The sequence below is a fragment of the Lactobacillus sp. UCMA15818 genome, from assembly GCF_030400225.1.
GTDB lineage: Bacteria > Bacillota > Bacilli > Lactobacillales > Lactobacillaceae > Liquorilactobacillus.
Genome location: NZ_VJYB01000001.1, coordinates 372363 through 387885, shown reverse-complemented (window position 1 = coordinate 387885; position 15523 = coordinate 372363). Strand labels below are relative to the sequence as shown.

Below are 15523 nucleotides of genomic sequence, written 5' to 3'. Positions count from 1 at the left end.
GTAAAAGGGCTGGTCAAAAGTTAAATTTTGATCCAGCCCCGTAGTTGATATAAGAATAGCAACTAAACAATTACAAGCATTGGTATAATCATTGGATAGCGCTCGGTTTGTTCAAATAAAAATCCTCTTAAGTCATCAATAATCGCGTCTTTTAACATAGATTCGCTCAAATTTGGTTTACCAAGGTTTTTGCGGATAACATTAAAGAGACGTTTTCGTCCACGTTCTATTAACTCACCAGATTCACGCATATAGATGAATCCGCGAGATAATAAATCAGGTCCAGCCAAGATTTCTTTCTTTGAAAGGTCAATAGTCGCAACAACAATCACTAATCCTTCCTCGGAAAGAACTTTGCGATCACGCAATACAACATTACCAATATCACCAACACCTGAACCATCAACATAAACATCGCTTGCATTGAAGTGACCAGCCATTCGTGCAGAATCTTTTGTAAGTGCTAAAACGTCACCATTTTCCATAATGAAAGAGTGGTCAAGCGGGACATCACATTTTTCTGCGAGTCCTGTATGAATTTTCAACATTCGATATTCACCATGAACAGGAACAAAGTATTTTGGTTTCATTAATCGTAACATCAGCTTTTGTTCTTCTTGTCCACCGTGCCCTGAAGCATGAATATTATTTACCTTACCATGAATAACTTCGGCTCCAGCTTCTTCCAATTCATTGATAACATGATTAACGCTTAATGTATTTCCAGGAATAGGCGAGCTTGAAAAAATTACAGTATCTCCAGGTTGAATCGCAACTTGTCTGTGTGTTCCATTAGCGATTCGACTCAATGCAGCCATTGGTTCTCCCTGAGAGCCAGTGCAGAGAATCATGACTTTATTCGCAGGTAAGCTATTGATTTCACGGGAATCAACCAAGGCATCATCGGGAATATCAAGATATCCCAATTCTCGTCCGTTAACAATTGCAGCTTCCATACTTCTTCCAAAAACAGCAATTTTACGCCCCTTGGCAACTGCGGCTTCAGCAGCCTGTTGGACACGTGAAATATTAGAGGCGAAGGTTGCAAAAATAATTCGTCCCTCGACTTTTTCAAAAATATGCCTAATTGACTTGCCAACCCAACGTTCGGATTTTGTAAAATTAGGAATTTCTGCATTTGTACTATCGGATAGTAAACATAAAACCCCATCACTGCCTAATTTTGCCATTCGCTGCAAATTAGGTGGCTGATTTGTTACAGGTGTCAAATCAAATTTATAATCACCGGTAACAACCACGGTCCCACTAGGAGTCTTTACAGCTACACCTAATGTGTCTGGGATAGAGTGAGTCGTTCTGAAAAATGAAACACTTGTCTTGCGGAACTTTAGCACTGTGTCTTCATCAATTTCATGTAACTCGGTAGTTCTCAACAATCCATGTTCTTCGAGTTTTCCTTTGATGAGAGCAAGTGCTAACGGCCCAGCGTAAATAGGTACGTTAATTTGTTTTAGCAAATAAGGGATCCCACCGATATGGTCTTCGTGACCATGCGTGATAACAAGAGCCTTAATCTTTTGCTGATTGGCAACAAGATATTGGTAATCAGGTATAACATAATCAATACCTAATAGCTCATCTTCTGGGAACTTTATCCCAGCATCGACAACAATAATCTCATCTTGGAATTGAACACCATAAGTATTCTTTCCAATTTCCCCTAAGCCACCAACAGCAAAGACCGCAGTCTCGTTGTTTTTGACACTAAGCTTTTTCATTATCAAACTCCGTTATTTTAAAATCAGAATCTTGTTGTTCATATTCGAGAGCTTTGGGGCTCAACTCTTCTAGATATTCAATATTATAGTCTGTCTGTTCTTCAACTGTACTTCTAGCACTAACTTCGGAAACAGCTTCAATGTAAAGCGATTGAGTATTTTCACGACGTGGATTGATTTTTGTGGTTGGTTGATAAAATACTTTGTAAATCATAAAATAGTAACTCCTTAAAATATATTAAATTCTGCTGTTCCTGCCTTTAGCAAGACACAGTAGGGTAAAACTTCTAATTGTAATTCCGAACATGGATTGTGTACACAATAATTGTATCTATTCTAGCATAGACTCATCTATAAGTATATAAAGTAAACTTTAACTTTTGAAATTAATAGCTAGTTAATAATAATATTTTGAATGCCCGTGTTATAATTATTGCGAAAGTCGGGGTGAAACAATTGTTACACATGACAACTTGGATATTAGTAGGCCTTGTTATTTTATTTAGCGTCTTATTAATTATTCGGAATGTTAGAAAAAATAAGTATGCTAAATTGCAACAGGCAAATAAAGACATAACCGATAGTGCTTTTGCAGCAAGTCTTAAGCGGCTTGGCCTCAGAAAAAATGAAATTAAATTAGAAATTAGTACTTCTAGACTTTCAGATGTTTGGGGTAGCGGAGTGATGGCTTATGAATATGAAGTTGATGTTAATCACAGGATAATTGATGATGAATTTCGAGAAGAACTTTCGGTGTACATGCAAGAATATGCAAAACAAAATAAGTTGAGTAGATATGATAATTTTCCAGTTTTTGTTGTCTCTGATTTATGGCAGGAAAGTAATCTTTTGCGAGTTGATATTACCTATGCTGTAAATGAAAAGACAGTTAATTATTTACGTGATATTCACAGAGTAGACTAAAGAACAACTATAAAAACCATCCTAAAATAATTTTGTATTTCCCATATTAACATAAACAGGGAAAGGCATTTCATTTAGGGTGGTTTTTCAATAAATTATTATATTTACGATAGATCACAGAATGATTTTGTTTAACCAATTAAGATGGTTGAAGAGTCTGTTTCAAACGGATGATCTTTATTGATGTGATCATAAAAAAGTACCCCATTAAGATGGTCAATTTCGTGTTGACACACGATTGCAACATAATCGCGTAATTTTTCAATATGTTTATTTCCATCCAAATCGTACCAGCGCAGTGTGATCCGGTCGTGTCTTGGAACATACCCTGGAACCTCTCGATCAACCGAAAGACATCCCTCTCCTTCTGAAAGTGCAGCCATTCTTACTGACTCGCTCAAAATAGTTGGATTGACTAATATGTGTTTGAATAATGGAGCGTCATTTTCATCAGGAACAAGGACTGCTGTCATCCGAAGTGAGACATCCACTTGAGGAGCAGCCAGACCAACGCCGGCACGTAACTTGTATTTTTCAGCAATCTCAGGATCTTGACTATTTTCAAGAAACTCCATCATTTTTCCTGCAAGTTCTTTTTTTTCTGCACTCATAGGGAAAGTAACTGTTTTTGCACGAGCACGCAATGTTGGATTACCTTCACGAATAATATTTTCCATGGTTATCAAAATAAAAGCCTCCGTTTTTTCTAATCACTATTTATTATAACTTATTTGGAACTAATTATGAAATACTTTTGCTAAAAGTTGTGAATATATATTTTTAGGCTAATGTATGTGTATAATGTAGAAAGAAAGTAACTTAACGGAAGGATACAATTACTATGCAAATACCAAATAATTTTGATTACCCTTTGCTATCTGAGTGGAGTACAAATGAAATTATCGCAGTGACTGATTTTTATCAAGCAGTTGAACAATTGTACACTGCTAAGATTGAGCGCGAAGTTTTTTTAAAAAAGTATCATGCGTATCAAAAGGCAGTTCCTATGAAGATGAATCAGAAAAAAATTGATCGTGAATTCTTTGATAGAACTGGGATGAGTATTTATCAAGCTGCTAAATTTGTCCAAAGCAGTAATAAACAATTTGTACATCTTGGTGTTACTGCGAGGTAGGAGGCATTAATGTGGGGAAAGAACTCGAATATCTGGATATAGCAGTTAAGGGTTGGATGCATGAGGCTCGTGCCAAAATACTCGCAGCCTTTGATGAAGATTTAGATGTGTGGACTAAGAGTGGAAGAAATGACTTAGTTACAAATGTAGATAAGGAAGTTGAAAAATTTTATAGCAAGAATATTCACTTGTTATCTCCCGAAGCTAATATTATCGGTGAAGAATCTTTCACTCAAGCTGATTTGAATATGGATGGTTTGACTTGGTTTGTAGATCCGATTGATGGCACGATGAACTTTGTAAAACAACACAGTCATTTTGTCAGTATGATAGCTGTTTATGAGAACGGCAAAGGACTTAGAGGGTATATTTATGATGTTATAGAGGATAAACTGTATTGGGGGGGACCTGATATTGGTGTATTCTGTAATAATAACAAAATGAGAGCACCCGATAATGTTTTTTTAAAGGATGGATTAATTGGAATTGGAGCGCCATATCTTATTCATAACTTTTTCAATTTACAAGCAGTTGCTCTAGCAAGTAGCGGAACACGGATATATGGAAGTGCAGGAATTCAAATCATTCATGTAATTGAAGGGAAATGTGCGGGTTATGTGTCTTATCTGAGGCCGTGGGATTTCGCGGCAGGTAAAATTTTAGCAGAGACTCTTGGATTAAGTGTGAAAATGATTGACGGGACACCCGTGAATATGCTAATATCTAGTGATGTACTCGTAGCTACAAAGAATGCTCAAAAGGACATAGCGAAACTTATTAAAAAAAGTTAGCTGGTCGTGAGCTGTGACTGAGGTCACAGTTTTTTTATGCTAAACAATGAAAAAGAACTTTAAATATTTTCATTTGATTTTAGTTTAAAAATGAGAGTAGAGATTTAGTAAAGTAGAGATATAAATTTGAAGGGAAGAAAAAAATTTGAAAACACGTGATGATATCCGTAACGTTGCTATTATTGCCCATGTTGATCATGGCAAAACAACTTTGGTTAATGAGTTATTGAAGCAATCGGATACTTTAGATGAACATACTGAGATCGATGATCGTGCTCTTGATTCAAATGCAATTGAGAAGGAACGTGGAATCACAATCCTTTCTAAGAACACTGCCGTTAAGTTTAAAGGCAAACAAATTAACATTTTAGATACACCAGGACATGCCGATTTTGGTGGCGAAGTTGAACGTATTATGAAAATGGTTGATGGTGTATTGTTAATTGTTGATGCATTTGAAGGGACAATGCCTCAGACACGATTTGTTTTGAAAAAGGCATTAGAACAACATTTAACGCCAATTGTTGTTATCAACAAGATTGACCGTCCTGGTGCTCGCCCTGAAGAGGTCGTTGATGAAGTCTTAGACTTGTTTATTGAATTGGGTGCTGAGGAAGATCAATTGGAATTCCCAGTTATTTACGCTTCCGCAGTTAATGGAACATCTTCGTTGGATTCTGATATAGCAACACAAGAACATACTATGGATCCGATTTTCAATTCGATTATTGAAACAATTCCAGCACCAGTTGACAACTCTGACGAACCATTACAATTCCAGGTTTCAATGCTTGATTATAATGAATTTGTTGGTCGTATCGGAATTGGTCGTGTATTCCGTGGAAAAATTAAAGTTGGTGATCAGGTTACTGTTTTGAAGCTTGATGGTTCAAAGAAGAACTTCCGTGTTACCAAGCTTTTCGGTTTCTTTGGATTAAAACGCTTGGAAATTGAAGATGCTCAAGCAGGAGATTTAATTGCAATTTCCGGGATGGAAGATATTTTCGTTGGTGAAACAGTATGTCCAGTAGACACGCCTGAAGCGTTACCTGTTTTGCGGATTGATCCACCTACTTTGCAGATGACATTCAGGACTAACGATTCTCCATTTGTTGGTAATGAAGGAAAATTTGTTACTGCTCGTAAGTTGGAAGATCGTCTTAAGATGCAATTGCATACAGATGTTTCCTTACGTGTTGAAGACACTGATTCACCGGATGCTTGGGTCGTTTCGGGTCGTGGGGAACTTCATCTTTCAATTTTAATTGAAACATTGCGCCGTGAAGGATTTGAACTTGCTGTTTCACGTCCACAAGTTATTTATCGCGACTTTGATGGTCAAACATGTGAACCATACGAAAATGTTATTATTGATACACCAGATGAATATTCAGGAGCAGTTATTGATTCGTTAGCACAACGTAAGGGTGAAATGTCCAATATGGAAACAAATGCCAACGGTCAAACTCGATTGACGTTCTCAGCACCTACTCGTGGATTGATTGGATATGACTCACAATTTCTTTCAATGACACGTGGTTATGGTATTTTTAATCATACTTTCTCAGAGTACAAGCCTGTTATTCGTAACTGGGAACCTGGTCGTCGTAATGGAGCTTTGGTGTCGATTAATCGTGGGAAAGTTACAACTTATGCTGTTATGGGAGTTGAGGATCGTGGAACGATTTTTGTTGATCCAGGAACTGAAATCTATGAAGGCATGATTGTTGGTGCAAGTTCACGTGAGCGCGATATTTCTGTTAATGTTACGAAGGGTAAGAACATGACTAATGTTCGTTCCTCTAATAAGGATCAGACTGCTTCGATTAAGAAACCAACACACTTTACTCTAGAAGAATCACTTGAATTCTTGAACGAAGATGAATTGTTGGAGATTACACCGGAAAGCATTCGTTTACGTAAGAGAATTCTTGAGACGAATAGCCGTGAAAAAGTTGCAAAACAAAAGAAGATTGCTACGCGTAAAGACTAATTAAAAAAGAGATGTAAGTGTAACATAAGTCGGGAAAATTTGAGTACTAACGCTAAATTAGACGGAAAATTTTGATTTATGAAACACATTTGTTCGTAATAAATAAACAATCTAAGATTAGTTCTGGTATTAATTGGTGAAAATCAGTTAATATTAGAACTTTTTGTTAGGCAAAAATTTAATATCTCTGGTTATTAATGACTGCAAGAATTAAAAAAAGTTTCTTTTTATTTTATAAATAGCTCCAAAAAAATAATAGAGTTCGTAAACTGGAGAAAATAATTGCTTTTTCGATATAAATCAATTGAAAAATACGAATTTTGGTTACATAATAAACTACAAGGACAGACATTATAATTGGCACTTAAGTCCACGATGGTATATTTCAAGAAAAAAACTAGTATGCTATAATTACCGTATATTTAGAAAGGGGGCAGTAACAGTGCAGGAGTTTGTATCAAGACAAGAAATGTTGGAAATTCTGCAAGCTGATTCTGAGAAAATTCGGGTGTTATTAGATAAACAGCGGAACTTATTATGTTTGTCTCAGTGCCCCGCTTTTGAAGAAGTTGCAGATACACAGCTTTTTGGTTTTTCAAAAGAAGTGCACTTGGCCGAGCGTTGTGGCCTGATAACCATGAATGAGGCTCAGCAAATGATTCAGGACTTAGAACACCTGCTTTCAAGCATTTATATTTCAGTGGGAGAGGATGAATAGGTTCTGATTGCCATGAAAAAATTTAGAGATAAGATGAGGTATTTCGATTTTTATTTATTTGTACCTTACATAATTTTATGTTGTATTGGTGCAGTTATGGTGTATTCTGCCAGTTCAATAAACCTCTCATATGCGGGGGCGGCAACTAATACGTACCTAATGAAGCAGTTGCTTTATGTTGTGATAGGATTAGGCTGTGTCTTTTTTTCAATAATGATTCCGACCATCAAATTGGCTCACCGCAACTTTATAATAATTGGTTTTTTTGTAATGGTAGTACTATTGTTGTATGCTAAGTTTTTTACTACTGCAGTCAATGGAGCTAACGGTTGGATCAATTTGAAATTATTTAGTTTTCAGCCGGCTGAGCTTTGCAAACTGTACCTCGTTCTTTTTATGGCACAAATTACTTTTAACCGTGAACACTCAAACTCAATGGGTACATTGATTAGTAAGCCTAATTGGAAACCAGTTATATTAGTGTCAATACTGTTGATTCTTGTTTTAATCGAACCAGATTTAGGAGGTTTTTCAATCAATGCATTCATTACTTTGGTAATGTACTATGCGAGTGGAAAAGATTATCGTAAGTCGCTACTATGCTTGTCTGGAATATTGGGTTCAATAATTATAGTAGTTCAACTCTTGCGTTTTTGGGATCCCGCGCCCCTCAAAGGAACAAAGATTGAGTATATGTATGCTAGACTAACAGCATTCTATAATCCCTTTAATGTTTCATCAACAAGCGGGCAGCAATTGATTAATTCTTACTATGCGATAAGTAATGGTGGTTTGTTCGGTGTTGGGCTTGGTAATAGTGTGCAAAAAAGAGGATATTTACCTGAGCCGTATACAGATTTTATCATAGCAATTATTAGTGAGGAGCTTGGGGCAGTTGGTGTTATGGTTGTACTGCTGCTAATTACTTGGATTGTTTTGCGAATTTTTTTAATTGGAATTAGAGCAAGTAGGCCATACGAAACAATGATTTGTTATGGAATTGGAACTTTTATGGGAATCGAAACTCTATTCAATGTCGGCGCAGTTAATGGATTGCTGCCAATTACAGGTGTTACATTCCCATTTGTATCTTATGGTGGTTCAAGTATGATTGTTTTATCTCTTGCATTAGGAATAGTAATAAATATTTCGATTAACCAAAAGCGGAATCGAAAGGGAAAGATTTGATTTATTAATAGCGCTTTTGTGATTTTAGAGATTCATTATTCAATTCAAGAAAGTGGGATTCTAATGAAAAAAATATTAATTGCAAACCGTGGCGAAATCGCAATTCGGATAATTCGTGCATGCCAGGAACTTAAGGTAAAAACTGTTGCCGTATATGCCAAGGAAGATGAATTTTCTGTTCATCGATTTAAGGCAGACGAAGCTTATCAGATTGGAGAGGGTAAAAAACCGATTGAAGCGTATCTTGATATGGATGATATTATTAGAGTTGCAAAAGAAACTGGTGCAGATGCAATTCATCCTGGATATGGTTTTTTGTCTGAAAATGAAACTTTTGCACAAAAATGTGAGGCAGCGGGAATTATTTTTATTGGTCCAACTAAAGAGCAGCTAGCGATTTTTGGAGACAAGGTGGCAGCTAAAAAAGCTGCCCATGATGCCGGATTACAGACAATTCCTGGAAGTGATGGACCTGTTTATAGTTTAGAAGAAGTCCAAGAGTTCACTAAGCAGCATGGTTATCCTATTATGGTTAAGGCAGCCTTAGGTGGCGGCGGCCGAGGAATGAGAGTTATAAATGATGAATCAGAAATCAAAGAAAGTTTTAACAGAGCACAGAGTGAGGCTAAACAATCCTTCGGTGACGAAGAATTGTATATTGAAAAATATTTAAAGAATCCTAAACATATTGAAGTTCAAGTCTTGGCTGATCAGCATGGTAATGTTGTTCATTTATTTGAGCGGGATTGTTCAGTTCAGAGAAGACATCAGAAAGTTATTGAGGTAGCCCCAAGTTCATTAAGTAACGAGCGCAGGCTAGAAATTTGTACAGCTGCTGTTTCTTTAATGAAAAGTGTAAATTATCAAAATGCAGGAACTGTTGAATTTTTGGTTACCAACACAGATTTTTATTTTATCGAGGTTAACCCGCGTGTTCAAGTAGAACATACAATTACTGAGATGATAACTGGTATTGATATTGTTCAGTCACAAATCTTAATTGCTGCAGGAGCAGATTTGTTTGCTGACTTGGAGATTCCAAGACAGGATAAATTGAATTTTCATGGGCATGCTATTCAGTGTCGAATCACAACTGAGGATCCTGAGAATAATTTTATGCCTGATACAGGTAAGATTGAAACTTACCGTTCACCGGGTGGCTTTGGAGTCCGTTTAGATGGTGGAAATGCTTATGCAGGTGCCGTAATCAGCCCTTACTTTGACTCACTGTTGGTTAAAGCCTGTGTTCAAGCGAGGACTTTTAGTGGCGCAGTTTTGAAAATGGACCGTGTACTTGATGAATTTAGAATCAGAGGTATCAAAACGAATATTCCCTTCATGCACAATGTGATTAATCACCCAGATTTTATTTCTGGAAAGGCTCATACAACATTTATTGATTCAACTCCGGAATTGTTCCACTTGAACCACCCTAAAAACACACCAAATCAGTTACTAAAATATATCGGTAGTATTACCGTTAATGGCTTCCCAGGTGCAGAAAGACATGAGAAAATTTTTGTTCCTAAAATCCGTCTTATGAATGATTTCACTGTTCCTACTGAATACGAAAATGCAAAAAGTATGTTGGATAGTAAGGGCGCAGTTGAAGCGATGAGTTGGGTAACGCGACAAGAAAAATTATTGTTGACGGATACTTCGATGCGTGATGCACATCAAAGCCTTTTTGCGACTAGAATGCGTACAAAAGATATGCTGCCAGTTGCCGAGGCATTTGATAATGCACTGTCTAATGTATTTTCTGCCGAAGTTTGGGGAGGAGCGACCTTTGATGTTGCCTATCGTTTCTTGGATGAAGACCCATGGGAAAGACTAAAGAAGATTCGTAAGGCCATGCCGCATACTTTATTGCAAATGCTATTTAGAGGTTCTAATGCTGTGGGGTACAAGAATTATCCAGACAATGTATTACAGCGCTTTATTAAAAAGAGCGCGGCAGATGGGGTCGATGTCTTCCGCATTTTTGATAGTCTAAATTGGGTGACACAAATGGAGAAGAGTATCCAATTTGTGCGTGATACTGGTAAAATAGCAGAAGGAACAATGTGTTATACAGGTGATGTGTTAAATCCTGCTGAGCACAAGTATGATTTACAGTATTATCGGACATTAGCAAAGGATTTAGTATCGGCTGGTTCGCAAATAATTGGTATTAAAGATATGGCTGGATTACTCAAGCCACAAGCTGCATATGAATTGATTTCAACTTTAAAAGCAGATTTGGATGTTCCAATCCACTTGCATACGCATGATACAACTGGAAATGGGATCGCAACTTATCTACAAGCTGCACGAGCTGGTGTTGATATTGTGGACGTTGCTGCAAGTGCACTATCAGGAACAACTAGTCAACCAAGCATGAGTAGTTTGTACTACGCAATGTCAGGAGATAAAAGACAGCCTGATGTGAATATTGAAAATGTTGAAAAAATTAATCGTTATTGGTTAGGTGTTAAGCCTTTTTATCAGGATTTCATGAATGGAATTACAGCACCACAGACGGACATCTATGAAACGGAGATGCCAGGTGGTCAATATTCAAATTTGCAGCAACAGGCCAAGGCCTTGGGAATTAGAGATTTTGAGGAAGTCAAGAAAACCTATAAAGAAGTTAATGAGTTGTTGGGGGATATTGTAAAGGTAACACCAAGTTCAAAAGTAGTTGGAGATTTTGCAATTTTTATGATTAAAAATAAATTAGATGCAAAAAACATTTTTGAACGGGGGGAAACTTTAGATTTTCCAGAATCTGTTGTTAATTTCTTTGCGGGTGATTTAGGACAGCCGGTTGGTGGTTTTCCAAAAGACTTACAAAAAGTTGTTTTGAAGGATCGTGAACCAATCACAGTTCGTCCGGGTAGCTTGGCTAAGCCAATTGACTTTGCGCAAAAAAACACTGAGTTAAGAACCAAGTTAAAGCATCTACCTACTGAAGAGGAATTATTGAGTTATTTGCTATATCCGGATGTATTTGTTGATTATGCACAGACGGTAGCGAATTTTGGAGACTTATCTCCACTTGATACGACAACGTTTTATCAGGGAATGCGGATAGAAGAAACTGTTCATATTGAACGTGGCAAAGGGCAGACTTTGATTGTTAAGTTGGCTTCAATTGGTGAAGCAGATGAAGATGGTAAGCGAATTCTATACTTTGTGGTAAATGGTCAGGATCAACAAATTGTAGTTCAAGATAAGAGTAAGAAGGGAAAAGTCAAAAAAATACTAAAGGCTGAGCCAACAAATCCGAAGCATATTGGAGCAACTCTTAGTGGTTCTGTCTTGAGTGTACTGGTTTCAAAGGGACAGGTTGTAAAAAAGGGTATCCCTTTGATTGTAACTGAAGCGATGAAGATGGAGACAACAATTAAGGCACCCACAGATGGAAAGATAACGCATATTTATGTGAAAGCGGGAGACATTCTAGAGACGCAGGATTTATTAATTGAAATAGAACCTACAAAAAGCTAAAAGATGAGAATAAAATTAGTTTTGAGAACAATTAGAAATTTCATACTAGTATTGTTTCTTTCTCTGCTTGTTATGTATTGTAGCGCTATTTATAGCGATCAAAGCACTAAGAATAAACAACAGCGCAGTACCGAAAGAATTCAAAAAGCAAATGCACGGTTAACTACACCTCAAATCATGCGTATTAAAACACAAGGATTTGCAAGTTATATTGGTATGGAAAGTAATCAATTTGAAGAAAAATTTGGACGGCCAGAGGCGACTATGAATAGCGCAATAAATGTAAAATGGTTGCTCTATAATCTTGATTCGTCTAATTATTTAAAAGTTGGAATTGATCAGTATACACAGAAGATTTGTTCAATAGTTGTAGTAGGAAATTTGGTAAGTAACAATTCAAAACTAAGGGTAGGGATGTCATTCAAGCAGCTTCTGAGATTGTCGACGTTATATGCAAACTTTGAGGTTTCATATCGTGAAGAAAACTTTCAGTTTGAATTATCGGAAAATGATTTGAATAATCACCCACTTATTGGCTTTACAAACGGAAGCTATGTGATTCCGTACTTACAGCCTAATTCTAAAAGAGTAATAGCTTTGGAATTTTTAGACACAGGGATGCTTTTGAAGAAAAATATCTATCAAATTATTTCTCGAACGCCGATTCCTTCACAATACCAAGGGGAAACTAATTGGAACCAGTTGGATATTATGGTTCCTTATGATTTAATGCAGGTGATCAATACTAAAAGGCGAATACTCGCGAATACAACTCTACCAGTGGGTGACCCGTTGACGCAGAGTGCACAGAGGATAATTAGTGTATTGGAAAAAAATCCGAAACGTTATCTTAGAGCAAGCCATGCCAATTTATTAGAAGATATTACAAGTGGTGATGTTGGTCAAAATCGTTTCTTGAGTTTAAGTCAAGGTAGCTTTTCGAAAAAACTATATCAAGATGTTGATTTAAATACTAAGAACTTTGAAATGTACGTCATTTTTCCGTTCTACAATGCAACGACTTTTTTTGAAAAGACAAAATTGCAACAAAATGTCTGGGATAGTTTGATTGCTTCGAAAACTAAAAAAATTGGTATTGCCTATGACCAAGGCTTACTTGTAATAATCATTAACAAAGGTGGGAACTAATGAGTTTAGAATTAAATGAACGTCAAGGAGTAATTGTCTACTTGTATCACTTGAAAAATAGTAGACAATTACGTAGATTTGGAACAATTCACTATGTTTCAAGGAAAATGAAATATGTAATTTTGTATACAGATAGGATTAAAGTTTCAGAAACTATTGAAAAGCTTTCAGGAATGCGCTATGTGAAAAAGGTAATGGTTTCACCCTTGCCAGATGTTGAAATAAGTTTTACGGACACTGTTGGGAAGATGTATCGGCTGACAGATGAAGACCGTGAAAAATACAAGAATAATAAAGAGTGAGATTATGAGAATTATAGCTGGTAATTATGGCGGTAGAAGATTAAAGGCAGTACCAGGCATGAAAACAAGGCCAACAACCGATAAAATTAAGGAATCAATGTTCAATATAATTGGACCCTACTTCAGCGGTGGAGTAGGGCTCGATTTGTTCGCAGGAAGTGGGGGCTTGAGCATCGAAGCTGTATCAAGGGGACTTGAGCATGCATACTTGGTAGATCGGCAGTATCAGGCGATTAAGACAATTAATGAAAATATTGAAGTTACTAAAGAACCAGCGAAGTTTACGGTATTCAAGAATGATGCAGAGAGAATACTTGCCAAGTTGCATGCAGATAAAATTACTGTGGACTATCTTTTTTTAGATCCACCGTATAAACAGCAAAAAATCTTATCGTTGTTAACTAAAATTATTGATTTGCAGTTACTTAATGAAGATGCAGTCGTGATTTGCGAGACTGACCAAGTTGCACAGTTACCAGATAATATTTTAAATTTGGAGTTAACTAGACGTGCTGATTATGGAATTACAGAAGTTGTAGTTTATCGATACAGGGGTGAATAGTTATGAAGGCAATATTTCCAGGAAGCTTCGATCCGATTACATGTGGGCATCTTGATTTAATAAAGAGAGCTTCTTTGATATTCGATGAAATTGTGGTACTTGTGATGACCAATACTAGTAAATCTGGACTTTTTTCGAGTATAGAAAGAGTAGCGCTGATTAAAAATGAGATTCAAAATATTGAAAATGTTACTGTTGCGGCCCGTGAGAATGTATTAACTGTTCAAGCTGCTAAGGATTTACAAGCGCAAGTAATTTTAAGGGGCCTCAGGAGCGGACGTGACTTTTTGTATGAGACGGATATTGCCGCGATTAATAAGAAATTAAATCCAGATTTAGAAACGCTTTTTTTACCTACCAATAAAGAATACGAACATATTTCTTCCAGCTTGATTAAAGAGGTTGCAAAATTTGATGGTGACTTGGCGGGATTAGTTCCAGTGAATGTTGAAGAGGCGTTGAAGGATAAACTGATATGAAGAAAATGAAGATTTATATCCTAGCAGCATTAGGGGTTATTGTTTTAGCACTTATCTGTTTCTTACCTTTGCCATTTTATTTAGAGACAATTGGAAAAGCTGTTAATGTTGCTGATTATGTTAAAGTCAGTGGAAAAAAAGATAAAACAAAAGGTGAACTAATGCTAACATATGTTAGTTTGGGGCGAGCAACACCGCTACTTTATTTGACTAGTTACTTGGATAAGTATACTTCACGTATTCCAGAGGATGAAATATCTGGAAATGAAACTGATTCTGAATTTGATAGAATTCAGTCATATTACATGAGTGACGCTGTAAACCAAGCCAAAGCAGTTTCTTTGCATTTGACACATAAAGCATATCGGCAAGAGTATTTGGGAATATATGTAATGTCTATTCTGAAAAATTCAACTTTTAAGAATAAACTCGAAGTTGGCGATACAATTACTGCTGTAAACAATAAGCACTTTGAAAATACTACCAGTTTTATGAATTATGTGCGTTCACAAAAAAAAGGAGCGCCAATTGAGATTACCTATCTAAGAAATGGGAAACAAAAAAAGGCAACAGGACAGACTGTTAAATTAGCTGGAACAAATAGAAGTGGGATTGGAATTTCGCTTGCTGAAAGAACAAGGATAATTAGTGCCACAAAAATAAAAACTGATATGGAAGGAATAGGTGGTCCGTCTGCAGGGTTAATGCTAGCGCTTCAGATGTATTCGCAGTTATCTAGAACCAACCTGAAATTAGGGCGCAATATTGCTGGAACAGGTACGATTTCAAGTAATGGTGAGGTGGGAGATATCGGAGGAATTGATAAGAAAGTCGTTGCGGCTGATCGAGCAGGTGCTAAAATATTTTTTGCACCGAATAATCCAGTTTCTGCAATTGAAAAAAAAGCTGATCCACAGGCTATATCAAATTATCAGGAAGCCAAAAAAGCTGTTAAGAAGTTCAATTTAAAAATCAAGGTCGTTCCTGTTAGGGTTATCACGGATGCAATTTCCTATTTGAAGGAAAACAAATAATGCAAAAGGAGGACTTT

15 protein-coding genes are annotated in these 15523 nt (G+C 36.6%); 12 read left to right on the top strand and 3 right to left on the bottom strand.

Annotation, left to right across the window (positions count from 1 at the left end; genetic code table 11):
- Nucleotides 1-62 precede the first annotated feature (62 nt).
- Together FFX44_RS01885 and FFX44_RS01880 are read right to left on the bottom strand one after the other, a co-directional pair.
- On the bottom strand, nt 63-1739 hold the full coding sequence (locus tag FFX44_RS01885) for a ribonuclease J (RefSeq protein ID WP_289977325.1): 1677 nt from the start codon (nt 1737-1739) through the stop codon (nt 63-65).
- Nucleotides 1726-1953, bottom strand: coding sequence for a DNA-directed RNA polymerase subunit epsilon (locus tag FFX44_RS01880; protein WP_289977324.1), 228 nt, complete (start codon nt 1951-1953; stop codon nt 1726-1728). Before FFX44_RS01880 ends, FFX44_RS01885 begins: the two co-directional genes overlap by 14 nt.
- Nucleotides 1954-2204: 251 nt before the next feature.
- Here FFX44_RS01880 and FFX44_RS01875 point away from each other — a divergent pair, with 251 nt between their 5' ends.
- A complete protein-coding gene (locus FFX44_RS01875) occupies nt 2205-2663 on the top strand; it encodes a hypothetical protein (protein WP_289977323.1) in 459 nt (152 codons plus the stop codon).
- Nucleotides 2664-2794: 131 nt separating this feature from the next.
- On the opposite strand, the gene def is transcribed toward FFX44_RS01875, so the two are convergent.
- A complete protein-coding gene (gene def, locus FFX44_RS01870) occupies nt 2795-3349 on the bottom strand; it encodes a peptide deformylase (RefSeq protein ID WP_289977322.1) in 555 nt (184 codons plus the stop codon).
- A gap of 155 nt (nt 3350-3504) precedes the next feature.
- On the opposite strand from def, the gene FFX44_RS01865 reads away from it, so the two are divergent.
- The 11 genes from FFX44_RS01865 (at nt 3505) to FFX44_RS01815 (ending at nt 15506) form a co-directional block, all read left to right on the top strand.
- The gene (locus tag FFX44_RS01865; RefSeq protein WP_289977320.1) at nt 3505-3798 is read left to right on the top strand and encodes a UPF0223 family protein; all 294 of its coding nucleotides are present in this window, start codon (nt 3505-3507) and stop codon (nt 3796-3798) included.
- Nucleotides 3799-3809: 11 nt separating this feature from the next.
- Nucleotides 3810-4589 (top strand): inositol monophosphatase family protein, encoded by a 780-nt coding sequence (locus tag FFX44_RS01860; protein WP_289977319.1) that lies wholly within the window; start codon nt 3810-3812, stop codon nt 4587-4589.
- A 145-nt stretch (nt 4590-4734) separates the two neighbouring features.
- Complete coding sequence (typA, locus tag FFX44_RS01855; RefSeq protein WP_289977316.1) at nt 4735-6582, top strand: translational GTPase TypA; 1848 nt, start codon at nt 4735-4737, stop codon at nt 6580-6582.
- A 442-nt stretch (nt 6583-7024) separates the two neighbouring features.
- The gene (locus tag FFX44_RS01850; RefSeq protein ID WP_289977315.1) at nt 7025-7300 is read left to right on the top strand and encodes a DUF1507 family protein; all 276 of its coding nucleotides are present in this window, start codon (nt 7025-7027) and stop codon (nt 7298-7300) included.
- A gap of 12 nt (nt 7301-7312) precedes the next feature.
- Nucleotides 7313-8488: an FtsW/RodA/SpoVE family cell cycle protein gene (locus FFX44_RS01845; protein ID WP_289977312.1), complete on the top strand. Its 1176-nt coding sequence runs from the start codon at nt 7313-7315 to the stop codon at nt 8486-8488.
- Between the two features lie 63 nt (nt 8489-8551).
- The gene (locus FFX44_RS01840; protein ID WP_289977310.1) at nt 8552-11980 is read left to right on the top strand and encodes a pyruvate carboxylase; all 3429 of its coding nucleotides are present in this window, start codon (nt 8552-8554) and stop codon (nt 11978-11980) included.
- 3 nt (nt 11981-11983) lie between these two features.
- The gene (locus tag FFX44_RS01835; RefSeq protein ID WP_289977309.1) at nt 11984-13129 is read left to right on the top strand and encodes a CAP-associated domain-containing protein; all 1146 of its coding nucleotides are present in this window, start codon (nt 11984-11986) and stop codon (nt 13127-13129) included.
- Nucleotides 13129-13431: a YlbG family protein gene (locus tag FFX44_RS01830; RefSeq protein WP_289977308.1), complete on the top strand. Its 303-nt coding sequence runs from the start codon at nt 13129-13131 to the stop codon at nt 13429-13431. The genes FFX44_RS01835 and FFX44_RS01830 overlap by 1 nt, the downstream gene beginning before the upstream one ends.
- A gap of 4 nt (nt 13432-13435) precedes the next feature.
- Nucleotides 13436-13993 carry a 16S rRNA (guanine(966)-N(2))-methyltransferase RsmD gene (rsmD, locus tag FFX44_RS01825; RefSeq protein ID WP_289977307.1) on the top strand — a complete coding sequence of 186 codons (558 nt, stop codon included), beginning with the start codon at nt 13436-13438 and terminating at the stop codon, nt 13991-13993.
- A 2-nt stretch (nt 13994-13995) separates the two neighbouring features.
- On the top strand, nt 13996-14472 hold the full coding sequence (gene coaD, locus FFX44_RS01820; protein WP_289977306.1) for a pantetheine-phosphate adenylyltransferase: 477 nt from the start codon (nt 13996-13998) through the stop codon (nt 14470-14472).
- The gene (locus FFX44_RS01815; RefSeq protein ID WP_289977305.1) at nt 14469-15506 is read left to right on the top strand and encodes a SepM family pheromone-processing serine protease; all 1038 of its coding nucleotides are present in this window, start codon (nt 14469-14471) and stop codon (nt 15504-15506) included. The genes coaD and FFX44_RS01815 overlap by 4 nt, the downstream gene beginning before the upstream one ends.
- Nucleotides 15507-15523: the final 17 nt, after the last annotated feature.